This window comes from Streptomyces sp. NBC_00239, from assembly GCF_036194065.1.
Classification (GTDB): Bacteria; Actinomycetota; Actinomycetes; order Streptomycetales; family Streptomycetaceae; genus Streptomyces.
In genome coordinates, this window is the sequence record NZ_CP108095.1 from 1732798 (window position 1) to 1751071 (window position 18274).

17 protein-coding genes, 1 tRNA gene and 1 riboswitch are annotated in these 18274 nt (G+C 69.8%); of the genes, 7 read left to right on the forward strand and 11 right to left on the reverse strand.

The window, feature by feature from the left end:
• The first annotated feature begins 178 nt into the window (after window positions 1-178).
• The 3 genes from OG764_RS07565 to OG764_RS07575 all read left to right on the forward strand — a co-directional run bounded on the left by OG764_RS07565 (window position 179) and on the right by OG764_RS07575 (window position 3997).
• On the forward strand, window positions 179-1873 hold the full coding sequence (locus tag OG764_RS07565; RefSeq protein ID WP_328967621.1) for a hypothetical protein: 1695 nt from the start codon (window positions 179-181) through the stop codon (window positions 1871-1873).
• A 734-nt stretch (window positions 1874-2607) separates the two neighbouring features.
• A complete protein-coding gene (locus OG764_RS07570; RefSeq protein ID WP_328967622.1) occupies window positions 2608-3093 on the forward strand; it encodes a hypothetical protein in 486 nt (161 codons plus the stop codon).
• A gap of 679 nt (window positions 3094-3772) precedes the next feature.
• Window positions 3773-3997, forward strand: coding sequence for a tyrosine-type recombinase/integrase (locus tag OG764_RS07575; RefSeq protein ID WP_328967623.1), 225 nt, complete (start codon window positions 3773-3775; stop codon window positions 3995-3997).
• Window positions 3998-4115: 118 nt separating this feature from the next.
• On the opposite strand, the gene OG764_RS07580 is transcribed toward OG764_RS07575, so the two are convergent.
• Window positions 4116-4189: transfer RNA gene (locus OG764_RS07580), tRNA-Pro, on the reverse strand.
• A gap of 131 nt (window positions 4190-4320) precedes the next feature.
• Between OG764_RS07580 and OG764_RS07585 the strand changes: the two genes are divergently transcribed.
• Window positions 4321-5022, forward strand: coding sequence for a transketolase (locus OG764_RS07585; protein ID WP_328967624.1), 702 nt, complete (start codon window positions 4321-4323; stop codon window positions 5020-5022).
• A 100-nt stretch (window positions 5023-5122) separates the two neighbouring features.
• Complete coding sequence (locus OG764_RS07590; protein WP_328967625.1) at window positions 5123-6028, forward strand: transketolase family protein; 906 nt, start codon at window positions 5123-5125, stop codon at window positions 6026-6028.
• A 12-nt stretch (window positions 6029-6040) separates the two neighbouring features.
• Here the strand turns inward: OG764_RS07590 and OG764_RS07595 are convergent, their stop codons facing one another.
• From OG764_RS07595 to OG764_RS07620, 6 genes are all read right to left on the reverse strand, one after another.
• Window positions 6041-6661 (reverse strand): GAF domain-containing protein, encoded by a 621-nt coding sequence (locus OG764_RS07595; protein WP_328967626.1) that lies wholly within the window; start codon window positions 6659-6661, stop codon window positions 6041-6043.
• Window positions 6658-7278 carry a GTP-binding protein gene (locus OG764_RS07600; RefSeq protein WP_328967627.1) on the reverse strand — a complete coding sequence of 207 codons (621 nt, stop codon included), beginning with the start codon at window positions 7276-7278 and terminating at the stop codon, window positions 6658-6660. Before OG764_RS07600 ends, OG764_RS07595 begins: the two co-directional genes overlap by 4 nt.
• Complete coding sequence (locus OG764_RS07605; protein ID WP_328972910.1) at window positions 7256-7627, reverse strand: DUF742 domain-containing protein; 372 nt, start codon at window positions 7625-7627, stop codon at window positions 7256-7258. The genes OG764_RS07600 and OG764_RS07605 overlap by 23 nt, the downstream gene beginning before the upstream one ends.
• Before the next feature lie 29 nt (window positions 7628-7656).
• A complete protein-coding gene (locus tag OG764_RS07610) occupies window positions 7657-8085 on the reverse strand; it encodes a roadblock/LC7 domain-containing protein (RefSeq protein ID WP_328967628.1) in 429 nt (142 codons plus the stop codon).
• Window positions 8086-8176: 91 nt separating this feature from the next.
• A complete protein-coding gene (locus OG764_RS07615) occupies window positions 8177-9982 on the reverse strand; it encodes a sensor histidine kinase (protein WP_328967629.1) in 1806 nt (601 codons plus the stop codon).
• Between the two features lie 389 nt (window positions 9983-10371).
• Entirely contained in the window at window positions 10372-12051 is a 1680-nt protein-coding gene (locus OG764_RS07620; protein ID WP_328967630.1) for a trypsin-like serine peptidase, read from the reverse strand.
• A 559-nt stretch (window positions 12052-12610) separates the two neighbouring features.
• On the opposite strand from OG764_RS07620, the gene OG764_RS07625 reads away from it, so the two are divergent.
• Window positions 12611-13183 (forward strand): hypothetical protein, encoded by a 573-nt coding sequence (locus OG764_RS07625; protein WP_328967631.1) that lies wholly within the window; start codon window positions 12611-12613, stop codon window positions 13181-13183.
• Window positions 13184-13283: 100 nt separating this feature from the next.
• Here OG764_RS07625 and OG764_RS07630 read toward each other — a convergent pair whose 3' ends face one another.
• The 3 genes from OG764_RS07630 to OG764_RS07640 all read right to left on the reverse strand — a co-directional run bounded on the left by OG764_RS07630 (window position 13284) and on the right by OG764_RS07640 (window position 16781).
• A complete protein-coding gene (locus OG764_RS07630) occupies window positions 13284-14543 on the reverse strand; it encodes an MBL fold metallo-hydrolase (RefSeq protein ID WP_328967632.1) in 1260 nt (419 codons plus the stop codon).
• 189 nt (window positions 14544-14732) lie between these two features.
• A complete protein-coding gene (locus OG764_RS07635) occupies window positions 14733-15605 on the reverse strand; it encodes an SGNH/GDSL hydrolase family protein (protein WP_443055864.1) in 873 nt (290 codons plus the stop codon).
• A gap of 186 nt (window positions 15606-15791) precedes the next feature.
• Window positions 15792-16781 carry a LysM peptidoglycan-binding domain-containing M23 family metallopeptidase gene (locus OG764_RS07640; RefSeq protein ID WP_328967634.1) on the reverse strand — a complete coding sequence of 330 codons (990 nt, stop codon included), beginning with the start codon at window positions 16779-16781 and terminating at the stop codon, window positions 15792-15794.
• Between the two features lie 2 nt (window positions 16782-16783).
• A riboswitch (cyclic di-AMP (ydaO/yuaA leader) is annotated at window positions 16784-16947 on the reverse strand.
• Window positions 16948-17291: 344 nt separating this feature from the next.
• Here OG764_RS07640 and OG764_RS07645 point away from each other — a divergent pair.
• On the forward strand, window positions 17292-18092 hold the full coding sequence (locus tag OG764_RS07645) for a tyrosine-protein phosphatase (RefSeq protein WP_328967635.1): 801 nt from the start codon (window positions 17292-17294) through the stop codon (window positions 18090-18092).
• Here the strand turns inward: OG764_RS07645 and OG764_RS07650 are convergent.
• Window positions 18089-18262, reverse strand: a complete 174-nt coding sequence (locus OG764_RS07650) for a DUF6126 family protein (protein ID WP_328967636.1) — start codon at window positions 18260-18262, stop codon at window positions 18089-18091. The two genes, OG764_RS07645 and OG764_RS07650, sit on opposite strands and share 4 nt — an antisense overlap.
• Window positions 18263-18274 lie beyond the last annotated feature (12 nt).

Consider the following 18274-nt stretch of genomic DNA (forward strand, 5'->3'; position numbering starts at 1 on the left):
CCGCAATCAGCGGACAGACACCTCCTATTGCTGGGGAGACACCCCAGAGTGGTAGTGGGACACCAGCAGCTCACTAATGCCTCACCTGACTGGCCGTCTCGTTTACGACTCTTAAGTCGACTATCGCCGAGGCAACTAGTGATTCCGCGGCTTACGGGCCGCCGCAGCGAGGCACCCCATGAAGAAGCATTGCCTTTTTGCGACAGCAGCGGTTCTGACCCTCACACTAGCTTTCATAATTGCGGTTGCCGTAGTCGACGATGTCGCAGCAAGCACTCTGGGAGTATCTGACGAAAATGCCCTGTTGATACGACGGACTGCCTGCCCCGTAATCATCGTCGGTACTACTTGGCTCTTGATTCGCAGCCTAAAGGCACGCCACAGTCTCGTCCGCATTGATCGATCTCCGGGAGAGCCCATTCATCCAGAGATTTCCATAGCCGCTCGGGACGCAACCCGAGTAGCACTGAAATCCGAGTACGGCACACAAGAAGGGCTCCCCATACTCGGATTCCTTCGCGACCTGCTCACGGGCTCCGACACCTACATCGAGCGAGTATTTGAGGATGTCGAGATTCAGCATCTCACGCTCACTATCAATACATCAGTTCACATAGCGACGCCTTACGGAGCCAGCGAGACACGATTCCTATTTCCCACCATTTGGGTCGAAAAAGGAGCCCTAGTATCGAATTTCACAATAAGGGACCGAGATAAGAAACCGCTACCCGTCCTACCTCAGATAAAAACGAAGGCAATTCTATCTGTGCTCGTTGATCAACTTCTGCGCTTGGCCTATTTTCAGGGCCGGCCAGCTTCTGGCAGTATCACTGCACAAGCTGCACAGCGGCTAGTTTCAGAATGCGCGTGGAGAACTGGAATGCTCCGTGAGCGACAGGTGGAACGCATTCTTGATCGACTTGCGTCCCGCACGCACCTTACACCTGGCATGCCCGAGACGATCTTGCATGAAACACTGAAGCGCCTCTGCACATTGCTCGCCGGCCACTACGTATTGATAACCGAAGCAAAGAGTCAGAATGGCCATACGATAGTCGAGTGCAGTCGAACTGTGCCACTCCTTCGGGAGCTCGGGCCGCCAACGACAAAAGGGCATCTTCGTCGTGTGCTACTCGGGGCACGGCCGGACAAGGTAAGCCTGCCGCTCGAATGGCCATTCAGAGCGTCAAGCTACCACTTTAGGCTCGAAGGAGAAGCAGGCGAGTACGTTACGGCCACTTACCTAATGACCATCGGCGCGAATGAGCGAATTCTCAGAAATGAAATCCCGGCAGGCGCTGCCGACTACCCACAGATCCGCACTGAGGAACCTTCGGGTCTGCCTTACGCCCATCTATATCTACGAAGATTCTCTCTATTCACCGACCAAAGAGCCAGGATAGGTACCACAATTGAGTTCATGGAAGTCCCACCTGGCGTTCTTGGTGCGACAGTCCTACTGTCTGGGGCGATCGCTTTTCTCGTCGGCGCCTTCACCTGGTTCTACCCTCATTACATTTCCCCTTCCAGCCTTCCAACGTTCCCCGCCTTCCTCCTCGCCTTCCTTGCTGTTGTTCCGTCCTGGCTCGGCTTCACCTCAGACAGAGACAGCATCCTGCGAGCCCCTCTGATCTCACGCCTCGGCCTTTTCACCGTTTCAGTTCTTTCCGTCGCCAGCGCGCTACTATACGCGCTATCCCCCCACCTTGACTGGCCGCCCTGGAATCTTTCCTTCTTCGGTCAAGGGCTGCATGAGTTTAATGGCTGGTGGTTCACTCTTACCTGTGTCTCCATATTCAATTTCTCATTTCTCCTTGCCATCTTCATCACGCGCGTTCGTTCATACACGAAGGATTTGAATCGCAATGGTTGACAATTCATCTACCACCCACTAGACTTAAAAAGGATGACTTCCGAACGAATAACATCAAGTGCCTGCGCGTTGAGGGGGAGACGGAGGAAGGTTTTGAGTAAAGCAGATTTCACTCCGGGAACCTCCCGAGGAATCGTGGAGCTAGTAAATAGCGACTCGATGTTCTTGCACAATGCATACTATGCGGACACCGCAGGCCCACCTGGTGGTCTTCTGGCCGCAGTCTCAGGCTCGCAAGCATTCGTAGAACTATCTGCTGGCGAGCAACAGAGGCAGGAGAACGTACTCGTCGATCTTTTCGCGGAGATTTCTCCTGTTTCCGAGATCGAGGAACAAGCAGGAGAAGTTCTGAGGCCGGACAAGAACTTGTAATCCTCCTTACATCTTTTGCCGTTGCTCCCGCTTATAATCCGTCCTCATATGGCAGAACGAGAACAACCAGCAAAAGAGTTTGACCAGGTAGCCTTTGCGAAGGCACTCGGCACCCAGGCCCAAGAGGTCACTGATCCCGCTTACGGCGAGGGCCAGCACTTTCAGGTACGCAGCAACGGCAGTTTCCTGAGCCTCGACACCTCCCTGAGAGCGGCGTCTCCCGCATTACCACCAAAAGTGCTCGTATCGAGCTGCTCGGGGGCATGCTCCCAAGAGTCGAGGACGAGGGAATCGTCTTCCTCCAGAAGGATTCCGAGCACGAACACTCCACGGTGTCTCTGAGCCCCACCGGCGGTTTGACCATGGGGTACCAGCTCGACACAGGCCCTGTCGCTGTCGACGGTCTTCCCCAGGACATCGAGGACACCGGGCGGATCATCACCAGCCGCGAGGCCGTGAGCACGCCGGCCGAGGCTCTTGAGTCCTTACCACCTTCCCCGGTCAACGCAGCCAAGCCACCAGAGAAGCCGGCCCGTATGTTCGGGGCCTTCCCGGACGAACGGCCGATGATCCAGCGCGTTGGTAGCCCTACACCCGAGACCGCCAGCGTTCGTGTCGTCGCTGATGCACTACCGCAAGTCGATACCCCTCCGGATGACGCAGCTCGGGAACCCACAGTGGCCGACCGCCAGCGGGTAAAGCTCGTCGGCCGGATCGGACGCACCCCCACTGTCCGCGAAACCGCGGCCGGCAAGCTCGTCGCCAAGTTTCCCCTGGCCGTCCACCTCGACGACGGCACGACCAAGTGGCACGACGTCCCGCCTTCAACGATCGTGCGGCCGCGCTGAAGAAGCGCCTGGAGGCTGGCGAACTGGTGAAGGGGAATGAGAGCGAGGTCGTGGGCTACATCCATGACCGGGAGTACCAGGGCCGGGACGGCACGACCAAGACGGCGCAAGAGATCTACTCAGTCGCTGTGAAGCGTCGCTGAGTAAGCTCTCGGGTTGGCAATAGGCGTGCGTAAGTGCCTCTATATATTTCTCCCAAGAAACGCCGGATCTCTGCGCTCTGTAGATATGAATGAACACGTAAACGGGTTTGACCCGTTCACTCAGGTGATGACTCGAAGGCCGTGGCCGGGGAGCTCGATTGCACACCTATCCGAACCAAGAAGGTGAGCAGGCAGCGCACCGAGCCACAGTACCGTGAGTGGGACGAAGATGTTTGGGATAGCGAAGACTTCCGGAGTAAGTACGAGTCTCTTTGCGAGAGCCTCGCGGAGACCAATCGAGCATGTGAAACGCGACGCGCCGGTTTGCGGGAAGCCATTTCGTGGCTGACTGCGCTGGAGGACGCTCTTGGTGCAGCCCGCGAGGTCGCGGACCCTAAGCACCAGCACAAGAGCAGCTACTGGACACGCGCTTTGTTCAACCCCAGGCCCAGCTATTTCACTTCCATCCTCCCAGTTACTCGTTCTGGACTGGTTGGTTTGGAGAGCATTTCAGGAGAGACCTACGAAGCGTTCCGATGACCACCCGGCTCATGGCCGAGGCCGGTGTTCGCAAGGTGCGCCTCTACGACGCTCGCCACGCGTGTCTCTCCTGGATGTCCAACAACGGCGTGCCTGACACCGTGGTTTCCGCGTGGGCGGGCCACAGCGATCTGTCCTTCACCAAGCGGGTCTACGTGCACCCCGACCCGCAGAGCCTCAAGGCCGTTTCGGACAAGCTTGGGGAGCTGCTCTCCGGCTGAGGAAGATCTACCAGGTCTGTGACGAAATGTGACACGACCGCCCCAGAGAACATACAGAAGCCCTGCCTCACCGAAGTGAGACAGGGCTCTGATCTGCGACTACGAGGCGAACCTCTAGTCGGGACGACAGGATTTGAACCTGCGACCCCTTGACCCCCAGTCAAGTGCGCTACCAAGCTGCGCCACGTCCCGATGCCCGTTGACCTGGGGTTTCCCCCGGGTTGAACGCGCAGGAGAACGATACCGCACTTCTCGGGGTGCTTGCGCGCGCCTTTCCGGACGGGGGTTGACCTCAAGCTTGCTTGAGGTTGCACGCTGGGGGCATGACGCAGACGACAGCGCACGCGACGTACGGTTACCAGGACCTCGGGCCGCTCATGGGGCTGATGACCGGGGACGAGAAGCACGGGCCCGCCGCCACCTCCACCCTCGACGTGCTGTGGGTGCTCTACGACCGGGTGCTGCGCGTGGGCCCCGGATCGGCGGACGCGCCCGGGCGGGACCGTTTCCTGCTGTCCAAGGGACACGGCCCGATGGCCTACTACGCCGTCCTCGCCGCCAAGGGGTTCTTCCCCGTGGAGTGGCTGGAGACCTTCGGCGGTTACGACTCGCCGCTCGGCCACCACCCGGACCGGCTGCTCGTCCCCGGTGTCGAGATCGGCAGCGGATCCCTCGGGCACGGGCTGCCGCTCGCCGTCGGGAGTGCGCTCGGGCTGCGGGCCCAGGGGCTGACCGACCCCGCCGTGTGGGTGCTCATCGGCGACGCCGAGCTCGACGAGGGCAGCAACCACGAGGCCCTCGCCTACGCGGGGGCGGCCGGTCTGGACCGCCTGCACACCGTGGTGATCGACAACGACTCCACCACCCACGGCTGGCGCGGCGGCATCGCCTCCCGCTTCGAGGCGGCCGGCTGGTCCGCCGCGACCGTGGACGGCCGGGACCACGAGGCGCTCCTCGCCGCCTTCACCGCACCCCACCCGGGCCGCCCGCACGCGGTGGTCGCCCGGGTGGAGAAGAAGCGCTGACCACACCCTCGCCGAGCAGGCGATCCGATCAGACCGACCAATCAACCAACCAACCGATCGATCCAACCGATCAAGCGAACGAACAAAAGGGGCGGACGACATGGACACGATGCGTGAGAGGTTCGTCGCGGTGACCTCGCGACTGCTGGACGAGGACCCCCGGCTGGCGCTGGCACTGGCCGAGATCAGCATGGACGGCTTCCGGCCCGTACAGGACCGCCACCCGGACCGGGTGATCAATGTCGGCATCCGCGAGCAACTGCTCCTCGGGGTCGGCGGCGGACTGGCCCTCGCCGGGCTGCGGCCCGTCCTGCACACCTTCGCGAGTTTCCTGGTCGAGCGGCCGTTCGAGCAGGTCAAGCTGGACTTCGGGCACCAGGGCGTCGGGGGCGTCCTGGTCAGCGCGAGCGCCTCGTACGACTGGCCGGCGGGCGGGTTCACGCACATGTCCCCCGGTGACGTGGCGCTCCTCGACACGCTCGACGGCTGGACCGTGCACGTGCCCGGGCACCCCGACGAGGCCGAGGCGCTGCTGCGGCACGCGTACGCCGCCGGCGACGACAAGGTCTACGTACGGCTCTCGCAGCAGTCGAACCGGGCCGCGCAGCCCGTGGACGGGCTGCGGTTCACGACCGTGCGGGAGGGGCGCGCCGGCGTGGTCGTGGCCGTCGGACCGCTCCTCGACCACGTGCTCGCCGCGACCGAGGGGCTCGACGTGAGCGTGCTGTACGCGAGCACCGTGCGGCCCTTCGACGACGCGGCGCTGCGCGCGGCCGTGGCCCGGGGCACGGGCGCCGACGTCGTGCTGGTCGAGCCCTATCTCGCCGGGACCTCGACCCGGGCGGCCGCCGACGCGCTCGCACACGTCCCGCACCGGGTCCTGGGCCTCGGCGTGGGCCGCGCGGAGCTCCGCCGCTACGGCACCATCGCCGAGCACACGGCAGCGCACGGACTGGACCCGGCCGGCCTCCGCGACCGGATCACCGCCTTCCTGCCGGGCGCCTAGCCGGTCACCGCCCTAGCCGGGCGGGGCCTGGCCGCGCGGGGCCTGCCCGGGCGGGGCCTGGTCGGGCTGGGTCCGGCCGGGCGGGGTGTGGGCCGTCCCGTCCTCCCGCCCGTGGATCACGTTCATCAGCTCGGCGGCCAGCTCCTTGATGGTGTCGAGGCCGGCGCGCCCCCACCGCCGTGGTTCCAGGTCCACCGCGCACACCGTGCCCAGGACGAAGCCCTGCCGGTCGGTCAGCGGGGCGCCCAGGTAGGACCGCACCCCGCTCTCGTCCACGACGGCGTTCGGCGCGAAGCGCGCGAAGTCCCGTACGTCCTCCAGCACCAGGGCACGGCGCCGCACCACCACGTGCGGGCAGTAGCCGTGGTCGCGGGCGAGCAGCCGGCCGGTGTACGCGCCGGCCGGGGCGTCGGGGCGGTGGTAGAGCCCGGCGAAGAACTGCCGGTCCTGGTCGATGAAGTTGACCGCCGCGTACGGGGTGCGCGCGGTGTCGGCGATCCGGCGGGCGAAGGCGTCGAACTCGGCGTCGGCCCGCTCCCCCAGGCCCAGCGCGCGCAGCCGCTCGGCGCGCGCCGGCGCCTCCCGGTCCACCGGGGTGAGCAGCAGGTGCCCGGTCGATTCGTAGTAGGTCATGTCGGCGATACCCCCTGTTCGGAAACCGTTGCGGCCGCCAGCAGGTGGGCGACGAGGGCGGCCAGCGCCCTGGTGCCCGACGCCTGCTCCCGCGCGTCGCAGCGGACGACCGGCACCCCTGCCGGCAGCCCGACCGCGTCCCGCACCTCCTCGGCCGTGTAGCGGTGGCTGCCGTGGAACTCGTTGACGGCCACGATGAAGGCGATCCCCCGCTGCTCGAAGAAGTCGACGGCCGGAAAGCAGTCCTCGAGCCGTCTCGTGTCGGCGAGCACCACCGCGCCCAGCGCGCCCGCGCTCAGCTCCTCCCACAGGAACCAGAAGCGCTGCTGCCCCGGCGTCCCGAACAGGTAGAGCACGTGCCCGTTGTCGAGGGTGATCCGGCCGAAGTCGAGCGCGACGGTCGTCGACGTCTTCCCGTCGACGCCGGCCGTCGGGTGCTCGTCCGCCCCGAGCCCGCTCAGCAGCTCCTCCGTGCTGAGCGGCTCGATCTCGCTGACCGCTCCGACGAAGGTGGTCTTGCCCGCCCCGAAGCCGCCCGCCACCAGGATCTTCAGGGTGGCGGGGAGGAGAGCGGGGAGGTCGGCGGCCGCGGTCTCACAGCCTTCGTCGCAGGCCATCGAGCACCGCCCGCAGAAGGGACTGGTCGTCGGCCGCGAGGCCGGGCCCGACCGGGAAGCGCGGGGCCAGTGCCCGTACCGCCCCGCAGTCCAGCAGGTCGCACAGCAGCACCTTGGTGACGACCGCGGGGAGCCGCAGCTGCGCGGCGATCTCCGCGACCGACACGTGGGCGGGGCCCGCGCACAGCCTCAGCGCGTGCGCGTGGTCCGGTCCGAGCGGCGCCTTCGGCCGCACCCCGGTGGCGGTCATCAGCGACAGCAGGTCCAGGACGGCGCTGGGCCGGGTCCGGCCGCCGCTCGCCGTGTACGGGCGCATCAGCCGCCCCGCCGAGTCGTCGAGCCAGGGCATGTCGTGCGCGGCGAGGTACGTCCGCACCGCTACGGCGCTCCGGGGGCGCCGGCCGGCTGCCGCGGCGGCGCCGCGAGGTACGGCCGTACGCTCTTGACCAGCATCGCCATCTCGTACCCGAGCACACCGGCGTCGGCCTCTCGGTCGGCGAGCACCGCGAGACAGGTCCCGGAGCCGGCGGCGGACACGAACACCAGCGCCGAGTCCAGTTCGACGACCACCTGCCGCACCTCCGCCCCGTCCGCGAACCGGGCTCCGGCGCTGCGGCCGAGCGAGTACAGCCCGCAGGCCAGGGCGGCCATGTGGTCCGCGCTGTCCGCGTCGAGGCCGTGCATGCAGGTGACGAGCCCGTCGGCGGTGAGCAGGACCGCGCTGCGGGTGTAGGGGACGCGCTGGACGAGGCCGCTCAACAGCCAGTCGAGATCGGACAGCTGACTGGTCGGCACTTCGCTGGCCATGGGGTTGTGCTCCTTGCCGGGGGTTCGCGTGCGGTTCGTTCGCGTGCGGTCGGTTGGCGTACGGGGGCTCGCCTGCGGGCGGGGCCGGGGGTCAGCTCCGGGGCTCGGACTCGGCCGCCTGCGCCAGTCCGAAGCCGCGCTGGAAGGCCGCCATCAGCCCGGGATCGTGCACCGGTGTCTCGGCGCCGGCGGCGCGGGCGGCCGGTGGTCCCTTCGGCTCCGGTACGGCGTGCTGCCGGACGGTGCGCCGGGGCAGCGGCGGCCGCTCCGGGTCCGCGGCGGGCGCGGTGCGGCGGGGCAGTGGTGCCCGCGGGTCCGCGACGGGCGCCGGCGGCCCGGCGGGCTGCGGCACCGCGGCCCACCCCGGCACCGCCCGCTGCTCCGCCGGGGCCACCCGTACGGGCGCGAGGAAGGACGCGGAGGTCACCGGGTTCCCGGCGCCCTCCGGTGCGCCCAGCGCCGTCCCGGCCGGGCTGCCCACCGAAGCGGGTGCCGAAGCCGGTGCCGGTGCCGGTACCTGTGCCCAAGCCGGTGCCCGTGCCGGTACGGATGCCGCTGCGGGCGCCGGTGCGGGCGCGGTTGCCGGTGCGGGCGCGGTTGCCGGTGCGGGTACGGGCGCGGTCGTCGGCGCGGGCGCGGGTACCCCTGCGGCTGCCGGGACGGGCCCGGCCTCCCCCGCCGAACCGGCGGCCCCGGCCTGTTCGGCCGGTTCGGCGCCCAGCAGTTCCTGCGGGAGGACGAGCACCGCCAGCACTCCCCCGTAGATGTTCGACTTCAGCTCGACCGCGATGCCGTGGCGCCGGGCCAGGGCCGAGACGACGTACAGGCCGATCCGGCCGTCGTGCAGCAGCCGCCGCACGCTGACCTGGTCGGGGTCGCCGAGCAGCGCGTTCATACGGTGCTGTTCCTCGGACGGCATGCCGAGTCCGCGGTCCTCGACCTCGATGGCGATGCCCGCGGTCACCCGTTCCGCGCGCAGCAGCACATCGGTGTCGGGGGCGGAGAACACCGTGGCGTTCTCGACGAGTTCGGCGAGCAGGTGGACGACGTCCGCGACGGCGTGGCCGCGTACGCTGCCGGCCGCCGGGGGCACCACCTTGACCCGCGTGTACTGCTCGACCTCGGCGACCGAGGAGCGCAGCACCTCGCTGATGTCGATGGGCCGGGTCCACTGCCGGCGGGACGCGGCCCCGCCGAGCACGGCCAGGTTCTCCGCGTGCCGCCGGATCCGGGTGGCCAGGTGGTCCACGTGGAAGAGCTCTCTGAGCAGGTCGGGATCCTCGACGGTGTCCTCCAGCCCGTCGAGCAGCCGGATCTCCCGGTGCACCAGCGACTGCAGCCGGCGCGCGAGGTTCACGAAGACCTCCACCTTCTGCTCGCTGTCGCTGCGACCGCCCGGCACGGCACTGCGCCCGAGTACGGCGTGCGCCTGCTCCCGGGCCAGCCGCAGCTCCTGCGACAGCAGGTCGAACTCGTCGCCGCCCCGGCCGGGCAGGACCGCCCGGCGCACCGGCAGCGGCTCACCCCGTTCGACCCGCTCGGCCGCGGCCCTGAACTCCTGCCGCCCCCGCGCACTGGACCGCCGCAGCGCCTCGCACCGTTCCTGTACGGTCCGCGCCCCGCGCTGCGCGCCGAGCACCGCCGCCCACAGGGCCGCACCGAACAGCAGCCCGCACCCGGTGAGCACCGGCCACAGCCGGGCGTCGGCGCGCGAACCGCCCAGCTGGAGGCTGAAGATCACCGCGGCCGCGCCGCTGAGCCCGGCGGCCAGCGTGGGCAGCACCGCGGCCCGGACCAGCTGGCCGCGGAGGCGGAGCCGGGGGCGGGAAGGAACGCGGCCGCGCCGCCCGCCTTCTCGGCGGTCGGCGCGCGCCGCGGGTGTGCGGAGTCCGGACATCGTCGTCCTCGGTACGTGGGTCGCGGGGCCGCGGGGGCCCAGCATTTGATCACCGGCTCCCCACGCTAGCCCGCACCCGCCGCCCCTGGAGGGCCTGTTCGGGCCCGCTTCCCGCTCCAGAAGGAGCGCTCGCACGACAGCCCGATTCCCCGCCGGAGCACTGCGCCCGTCCGGCGCGCGGGCGCGGGCCAGGCGCGGAACCGCGGGGCACGGGCAGGGAACGGCCACGGGAGGGGCCGCACCACGGCCCGCACCACGGCCCGCACCACGGCCCGCACCACGGCCCGTACGACGGCCCGTACGACGGCCCGTACGACGGCCCGTACGACGAAGGCCCGGGTCTCCCGACCCGGGCCTTCGCCTCTGCCTCCGGCCCGCAGGCCGAGGGGTTACGCCTTGGGCGCGACGAGCTGGTACTCGGTGCCCAGGTTGTCGCCTGTGTCGGCGTAGAGGGTGGTCTCACCGTCGGACCAGCGGACGATCAGATCGTCGGGGTGGCCGTTGGTGTTGTAGCTGCCCGCGGTCATCGCGAGGTCGTGGGTCCACAGTTCGTTCGCCGGGGCGATCTGCTTCTGCGTGCCGATGCCGGCCGGGCTGATGTCGCGGTACAGGTCGAGCCGGCCGTCGGACCAGCGGATCGTGACGTCCCAGTTGTCGTTCCCGGTGAAGTCGCCGGCCGTCAGCAGGGTGGCGTTCCGCCAGGCGTCGCTGGGAGCCCGCAGCTGGTGCTCGGTGCCGAAGCCCGCGGTGCTGGTGTCGGTGTACAGGGTGGTCTCGCCGTCGGACCAGCGGACGACCAGGTCGGTGGTGAGGCCGGCGGTGCCGAACCGGCCGCCGATGATCTGGTCCGCGTACTTCCACACCGAGCCCATGGCCGCGAGCTGGGTCTGCGCGCCCATGCCGGCGGGCGTGACGTCGCTGTACAGGGTCACTTCGCCGCCGGCCCAGCGCACGAGGAGGTCGGACCGGGCGCCCGCGGAGAAGTCGCCGCCGGTCATCGTCACGGCGTCCTTCCACTCGGCGTTCGCGGCGCGCAGCCGGGTCTCGCGGCTGAAACCGTTCGCCCCGTTGCCCGTGTAGAGGGTGACCTCGCCGTCGGTCCAGACCACGATGAGGTCCGAGTAGGGGTCGCCGGTGTACTCGCCGGAGGCGAGGAGCTTGGCGTGGGTCCAGGTGTCGCCGCTGCCCAGGGAGAACGGCAGGGACGGCTGCCGGTAGGCGGAGCGGACAGGGTCGCGGTTGGCGACGGCGTCGTCGTACAGCTTGAACATCTCGTCGTGGGCCATCACCGCGTACGACAGGTGGTCGTTCGGGCCGCCCTCGCCGAGGCCGCCCAGGATGCCGATGATGTTGCCGGTCCTGCCGTTGAAGTCGGTCATCCAGGCGCTGCCCGACACGCCGCCGAAGTAGCCGTCGCAGGTCATCTGCATCTGGTCGTACCCGGGCAGCTGCGAGGTGATGGGCGAGCAGCGGATGGCCGTGTCGTTGGCGTCGTACTGCTTCTTCGGGTAACCGATGATGGTCACCTTCTGGGTGTAACTGGTGGCGCGCTTGAGGACGTTGGCGCCCCCGACGGCCGTCTTCAGCTGCTGGCCCCGGGCGTTCGGCTGCACCCGGGCGAAGGCGAAGTCGAGGTCCGAGTTCGGGCCCTCGCTGGTGCGGCGGGCGTCGACGAAGCCGCGCTCGATCGGCCACATGCCGTACGGCTGGGCGGCCGGGGCCTTGCCCTTGGTGTACTGCGGCACGAACGCGCTGCCGGCGCGCGGGTTGCAGTGGCCGGCCGTGACGATCAGGTTGCCGGCGGGGCTGTCCACCGCGCTGGCCGTGCAGGCGTGCAGGCTGAGGTCGGTGTTGATGCCGAAGAGGACGCCGATGGTGGCGACGCCCCCGAAGTGCTCGCCGGCCGGGCCCGCGGCGATCTGCGAGCGCAGCATGCCTTCGCGAACGGCGGACTTCGGCGTGTCGGCGACCGCCATGGCGTCCGTGGCGGCCGCCATGCGGGCCGGCGTCCAGAACTGCTCGACCTGGGCGCGCGTCCACTTCGCGGGGTTCGCGGGGAGCGGCGCCACAGGGGTCGGCGTGGCCTTCGGGGCCGCCTTCCGCGGCCGTGTGGGATTCGGGCCCGGCGTCGACGTCCGTGTCGGCCTGACCTTACCGACCGCCCTGGTCAGGGACGGGCTCGGCGTGGTGCCGGCCTCGGACCGCCGGCCCGGCGCGGCGGTGGGGCCGGGTGCCGTCTTCCCTGCCGTCGCCGCCGTGGCGGTCGGTGCGGGAGACGGGCTGTGTGCCAGTGCGGATACTGCCCCCGTGCCGGCGATCACCGCGCCCGCGAGCAGAGCGCCCGCGGTCCGCAGGATGCGGCCTGTTCGTGTCCGGTGCCCGAATGGCATGTCTGGTTTTCCCCTCCGTGGTGCATGAACGCCCGAGAGGATTGGTCGCACAAATGTTCCCCCCGGAGACGGGAATCATAGCCCGGCATTTCGGGGTGGACGGCGCACTTCGCACGCCCATCAGTCCATCCAAAAGGCATGAATCGCCCGCCTTTTGCGACGCCGCCCGCAAGCGTACATATGATCCATACGGGCGGCCCCGCACGTGCGGGGCGACCGAGCCCGCCATGGGGGTGCGATGCGCACGACAGCCGTTCTTCTCTCCGCGGCGGCGGCCGTGACGGTGGCGACCGGAGCGCCGGCGCTCCCCGCCGCGGCCGCCGACGGGGACGCACCGCTGAGCGTGAGTCCTACCGCCGCCCACCGCGGCGACGCCGTACGGGTGTTCCTCGCGGGCGGAGCGGGCGGGGACGCCGAGGGCGTCGACGTGTCGGCGGCCGGCCCGGACTGGCGGGGCGAGTCGCCGGCCTTCACGGCGCCGGCGGCGCTCGCCGCCTACGGCAAGGGCGCCACCCTGTCGGGCGAGACGCGCATCCGCTGCGACGTCCGCCCCGGCACCTACACCGTGACCCTCAAGGGCACCGGCATCCGCACCCGCACCGACCGGGTACGGCTGACCGCGACGCTCACCGTCACCCCGGACGCGGCGGACACGCCGTCCGCGCGGTGCGCGGCGCAGGCGGACGAGGAGTCCGGCGGCGGGTCCCGGGGCCGGTGGGCGGCCGGCATCGGCCTGCTGGCAGCGGCGTCGGCGGCGGGCGCATGGGCCTACGTACGACGGACCCGGCGCCGCCGCGCCACCGGGGCGTAACACACCGCGCCGCCGGGGCGCGAAACCGCCCGGCCGGGCCGCACCCGCGGCCCACGGGCAGCCACGCCCGGCCCGCAGCGCCCGCGGCCTCGGTCGCGAGCTACGCCAGGGGGGCCGCGGTCCGCTCCTCGTCCTCCGGGCCGCGCGCCGCGCCGGACCCGGCGACCGGAGCCGTTCCGGGGGCGTCGACTTCGCCCGCGGGGATGGCCGCGGCCGGGAGCGGAGCCGGTCGACGGGTGGCGGGCGTCCCGCCCCCGGCGGCGATTTCGCGCCACCAGGGCGTGGCCGGCACGTCGTCCGTGCCGGGCTCGAAGGGGAGGCCGGGGATCGGCAGCGCGATCCGGGCGCCCGCGCGGGCGGCCGCCTCTACCGTGCCCTCGCCCGGCTCCTCCCACGGGTGGGGCGCCAGGTTGAACGTGCCCCAGTGGATCGGCAGCATCGTGCCGGACGGCTGCCCGCCCTGCAGGTCGAGGTGGGCGCGCATGCCCTCCTCGGGCGTCATGTGGATGTCGGGCCAGTACTCGCTGTAGGCGCCGATCTGGATCATCGTGGCGTCGAAGGGACCGTGCTCGGCGCCGATCTCCTTGAAGCCGGGGAAGTATCCGGTGTCACCGCTGTGGTAGATCCGGTGCGCGTCGCCCGCGACGACCCACGAGGCCCACAGGGTGTGCTGCTGGTTGCGCAGGCCGCGGCCGCAGAAGTGGCGGGCCGGGGTGGCCGTCAGCGACAGGCCCGCGATCTTCGTGCTCTCGTTCCAGTCCAGCTCGCGGATCCGGTCCGGCGCGACGCCCCACCGCTCCAGGTGCGCGCCCACGCCGAGCGGCACCGCGAAGAGCGTGTCCGTGCCCACCAGGGCCTTGATCGTCGGCAGGTCCAGGTGGTCGTAGTGGTCGTGGGAGATCACCACGACGTCGACCGGGCCGAGCGAGGCCAGCGGCACGGGCACCGGGTGCAGGCGCTTGGGGCCGGCGAAGCTGTACGGAGAGCAGCGCTCTCCCCACACCGGGTCGAAGAGCACCCGGCGGCCGTCGATCTCGGCGAGGACGCTGCTGTGCCCCATCCACGTCAGCCGCAGTCCGCTCTGCGGCGGGTGCGAGAGGTCCTTGAGGGTGGTCGGGTGGACCGGGATGGGTGCCGCCGGCACCCGGCGGACCCGCTCCTCCTTGCGGAAGTAGACCTTCGCGAAGTTCAGCATCGACCCGGACGGCCGCCGCCGCGCCCCGACGGGGTTCTGGAACACGCCGTCGGCGAAGTTCGGCGAACGGCGGATCCGCTCCATCCGGTCACCGGACGGGTCCGCTCCGAAGGCGGCCGGGCGCAGCGCGCGGAGTTCTGAACGCAGTGGTCGGGAGCCGGTCAAAGCGCCTCCTGGGGCGGTGGGAACTGATGTGGTCCGCTGTGTCTCTGCCCATCCCAACGCGTACCCGACCCGAACGATTCCGGCCACGCCGTTTCGGGTGGACGGATCGTGTGGACGGGCCGGTGGACGGGTGGAGTGGGCGGATCGTTCGGACGCACCGGACGGCGTGTCCTCACCGCCCGGCAGCCGCTACAGCGGGAGCAGGTCGGGCCGCTTCGGCTCGACGTGGTCCCCGGAGGACTCGCCGCGCAGCCGCCGCCCGATCCACGGTACGAGGTAGTCCCGCGCCCACTGGATGTTGTCGCGGGTGACTTCCGCCGAGCCGCGCGGCTGCTGCGGCGGCCAGGGCTGGTCCGGGTCGGCCGGCACCTCCAGGCCCAGGACCTGGGCCGCCCGCAGGGCCACCCGGGTGTGCCCCTCCGGCGACAGGTGCAGCCGGTCGTCGTCCCAGGCCCGCCGGTCCTGGATCGACTTCAGGGACCACAGGTCGAGCACCGGGCAGTCGTACCGGTCGGCGATCGCCCGGACGTGCGCGCTGTACGTGGCGACCTTGCCCCGGATGTGGCGCAGGACGGGGACGCCCCGCGTGTCGAACCCGGTGGTGATCATGACCGTGCCGACCGCGCCGGTGAGGTCGGCGACGGCCGCCTCGAATCGCTCCGCGACGTCGTCGGGGTCGCTGCCCGGCCGGATGATGTCGTTGCCGCCCGCGCAGAAGGTCACGAGTTCGGGGGCCAGCTCCTTGGCCCGGGGCACCTGCTCGGCCACGATCTGGTCGAGGAGCCGGCCGCGCACCGCGAGGTTGGCGTACCGGAAGTCGTGCTCCTCGCGCCGGTCGGCGAGGAGGACGGCGAGCCGGTCCGCCCAGCCCACGAAGGCCTCACTCGCTCCGGGGACGTCGAGGCCGACCCGGCCGTCCGGGATACCGGGGCCGCCGGGCCCGCCCGGGCCGGGGCCGGGGTCGCCCACACCCTCGGTGAAGCTGTCGCCGATCGCCGCGTAGGAGCCGAAGGGGATCACGGGACCCCGTCCGGATGAGAGAAAAGTCGAATCGCCTGCCACGGGAGCACATCTTTCACCTCGCGATGTGACTTACGCGACCGTAGGAAGGGGTTGACGCGGGGTGATCTATACCACCCGGTCAGTTTCAGCCATTTGGAATACGTCAGGAATAAGAGCGGGCGCACACGCGGCCGGGGCCGGAATCCCCCTCGGATTCCGGCCCCGGCCGTCGGACGGCGTGAGCCGTCAGACGCTCACGCCCTGCGCACGCAGGTAGGCGAGCGGGTCGATGTCGTCGCCGTACGACGGCCCGGTGCGGATCTCGAAGTGCAGGTGCGGCCCGGTCGAGTTGCCCGTGGAGCCGGACAGGCCGACGGAGTCGCCGGCCGACACGCTCTGGCCGGAGGAGACGCTCAGGGAGGAGAGGTGGGCGTACTGCGAGTAGTGGCCGTCGGCGTGGCGGATGATCACCTCGTTGCCGTACGAGCCGGCCCAGCCGGCCGAGACCACGGTGCCCGCGCCGACGGCGTGGACGGTGGTGCCGGAGCCGACGGTGAAGTCCACACCGGTGTGGTAACCGCTGGACCACATGCTGCCGCCCTGGCGGTACGAGGTGGAGATGGGGGCGGACACCGGCGCGACGAACCCGGCGGCGGACTTCGAGCCGGCGGCCACGGCGGACCCGGAAGCCGAAGACGAAGAAGACGAAGAAGAGGAGTCGGCAGAGGAAGCGGAGCCCGACTCGGAGGAGCCCGAGGTGCGCGCGCTCTGCGGCGCCGCCGACTTGTGACCGGACCGGGAAGCGCGCTCGCGCTTCGGCTCGCCCTCGGCCTTGGCGCCGGCCTTCGTCTTGGCCGTGCCGCCGAGGGTCAGCTCCAGACCCGGGTGGATCAGCGACGGATCGGTGCCGACCGCCGCGCGGTTGTCGGCGTAGAGCCGCTCCCAGCCGCCCTCGAGGTTCCGCTCCGCGGCGATCTTGGAGAGGTAGTCGCCGGCGACGACGGTGTACGTGGTCGGCGCGGCCTTCGTCGCAGCGGCCGAAGCCGGCGCCTGGGCCTGGACGTGCGCCGCCGCCTGGGCCGGAACCGCGGCCGGGGCGGCCGCCTTCTCGGCGGCGTGGGCGCCGGTGGCGCCCATCAGCGGCAGCGCGAGCGCCGCGCTTCCCGTGCCGGCGGCGACGAGGCCGCGGGCCATCGGGTTGCTCTTCGGGCGGCGGTGCTTACCCTTTCCGGGCATGGCGAATTCCTCTCCGTCGCCTGCGAGGTGAGCTGTCGGGTTCGGACTGGAGATGTCCGGCCGTACGAGTACGGCTTCACCCCAAGCCGTTCCGGAGTAAAGATCCAGAACGGCGGCTTACCTGGTTCCCCCGCTCCTGCCGTACGTAATTGGTCGGATGCGGTTTCCGGGTGGCGGCAGGATTTGGCGTTCCACCCGGCTCGGCCGTGAACGTAATCGAGTTCGGCCGGGCGGAACAAGTCATGAATTCCCCAAAGGAATCGGGGAGCTGAATGATCGCCGGAATTACGGTCACTGTCCGTCTATTGCGGGCACGTAACAGCCGTCCCCACAACGGGTTTCGACTCGGACCCCCCAGCACGCACGGTCACCGTATGATCCTGCTCACGAGCGAGGGGCGGACGTGCCCGCACGCCCCTCCACATCTGCCCGACCCTTGCGGTAACTTGACGCCAAGTAGCGCAATTCGGACATAGCCCCAGGTGCCCCACTTCGCCGCAAGGAGCCCACGTGACCCAGCGCATACCGACCGAGCCCCGGCTGACCGGAGTCCGTAACTTCCGTGACGTAGGCGGCCTTCCGACCATTGACGGACGTCGGGTGCGTAGCGGTCATCTCTTCCGAAGCGGACATCTGGCACATGCCACCGAAACGGATACCGAGTACCTCAACTCGCTCGGCCTCCACACCATCTTCGACTTCCGCAACGCGTCCGATCAGGCCCTTGAGGGTGCGGACGTGGCACTCACCGGCGTGCGGCACGTGAACCTCCCGCTGTCCGACCCGGCGTACGGCGGCGACTTCTGGCGGATGGTCCGCGAGGGCGGCGTCGAGCAGCTCCGCGACATCCTCGGCGAGGGCAAGGCCGCCGCGCGCATGTCCTTCTCGTACCAGAGGATGATCAAGGAGCGGACCGCGGAGCACAGCCGGGTCGTGCACGCGATGGCCGACGACAGCGTGCCGGTGCTGCTGCACTGCGCGGCCGGCAAGGACCGCGCCGGTCTGTCCATCGCCGTCACCCTGCTCGCGCTCGGCGTCGAGCGCGACGCCATCACGGCGGACTACCTGGAATCGAACGCCCCGCACCGCCGCTACCGGGTCAAGCGCAGCGGGCCCGAGGACGAGCACAGCCCCGAGGCACTGGAGCTGCTCGGCCCCCTCTTCGACGCGCGCGCCGAGTACCTGGACGCGGCCTTCGCCGCCATCGACGAGACCTGGGGCGGGGTGGACCCGTACCTGTCCGACGGCCTGGGGCTGAGCCCCGAAACCCTGGAGCGGCTGCGCACCCGGCTCCTGGAGGAGGCCCGCTAGCGCTCGCCGCCCACGGTGAAGAGCAGGTAGACGAAGGCCGCGAAGAGGTGGCCCGCCACGACGTACACGAAGACCCGGATCGCGAGCCCCCGCGGAATCCGGTCCTCGATGAACCGGCGGGCCCCCGTCCTCGGCTCCGGGTCCGTACCGCTGGTCTCGCTGTCGTCCATGCGAGCGATTCT

Excerpts from the sequence above, each read along its gene's own strand:
- OG764_RS07565 (WP_328967621.1), top strand. The coding sequence starts at position 179 with ATGAAGAAGCATTGCCTTTTTGCGACAGCAGCGGTTCTGACCCTCACA.
- OG764_RS07570 (WP_328967622.1), top strand. The coding sequence starts at position 2,608 with ATGGGGTACCAGCTCGACACAGGCCCTGTCGCTGTCGACGGTCTTCCC.
- OG764_RS07575 (WP_328967623.1), top strand. The coding sequence starts at position 3,773 with ATGACCACCCGGCTCATGGCCGAGGCCGGTGTTCGCAAGGTGCGCCTC.
- OG764_RS07585 (WP_328967624.1), top strand. The coding sequence starts at position 4,321 with ATGACGCAGACGACAGCGCACGCGACGTACGGTTACCAGGACCTCGGG.
- OG764_RS07590 (WP_328967625.1), top strand. The coding sequence starts at position 5,123 with ATGGACACGATGCGTGAGAGGTTCGTCGCGGTGACCTCGCGACTGCTG.
- OG764_RS07595 (WP_328967626.1), bottom strand. The coding sequence starts at position 6,661 with ATGACCTACTACGAATCGACCGGGCACCTGCTGCTCACCCCGGTGGAC.
- OG764_RS07600 (WP_328967627.1), bottom strand. The coding sequence starts at position 7,278 with ATGGCCTGCGACGAAGGCTGTGAGACCGCGGCCGCCGACCTCCCCGCT.
- OG764_RS07605 (WP_328972910.1), bottom strand. The coding sequence starts at position 7,627 with ATGCCCTGGCTCGACGACTCGGCGGGGCGGCTGATGCGCCCGTACACG.
- OG764_RS07610 (WP_328967628.1), bottom strand. The coding sequence starts at position 8,085 with ATGGCCAGCGAAGTGCCGACCAGTCAGCTGTCCGATCTCGACTGGCTG.
- OG764_RS07615 (WP_328967629.1), bottom strand. The coding sequence starts at position 9,982 with ATGTCCGGACTCCGCACACCCGCGGCGCGCGCCGACCGCCGAGAAGGC.
- OG764_RS07625 (WP_328967631.1), top strand. The coding sequence starts at position 12,611 with ATGCGCACGACAGCCGTTCTTCTCTCCGCGGCGGCGGCCGTGACGGTG.
- OG764_RS07640 (WP_328967634.1), bottom strand. The coding sequence starts at position 16,781 with ATGCCCGGAAAGGGTAAGCACCGCCGCCCGAAGAGCAACCCGATGGCC.
- OG764_RS07650 (WP_328967636.1), bottom strand. The coding sequence starts at position 18,262 with ATGGACGACAGCGAGACCAGCGGTACGGACCCGGAGCCGAGGACGGGG.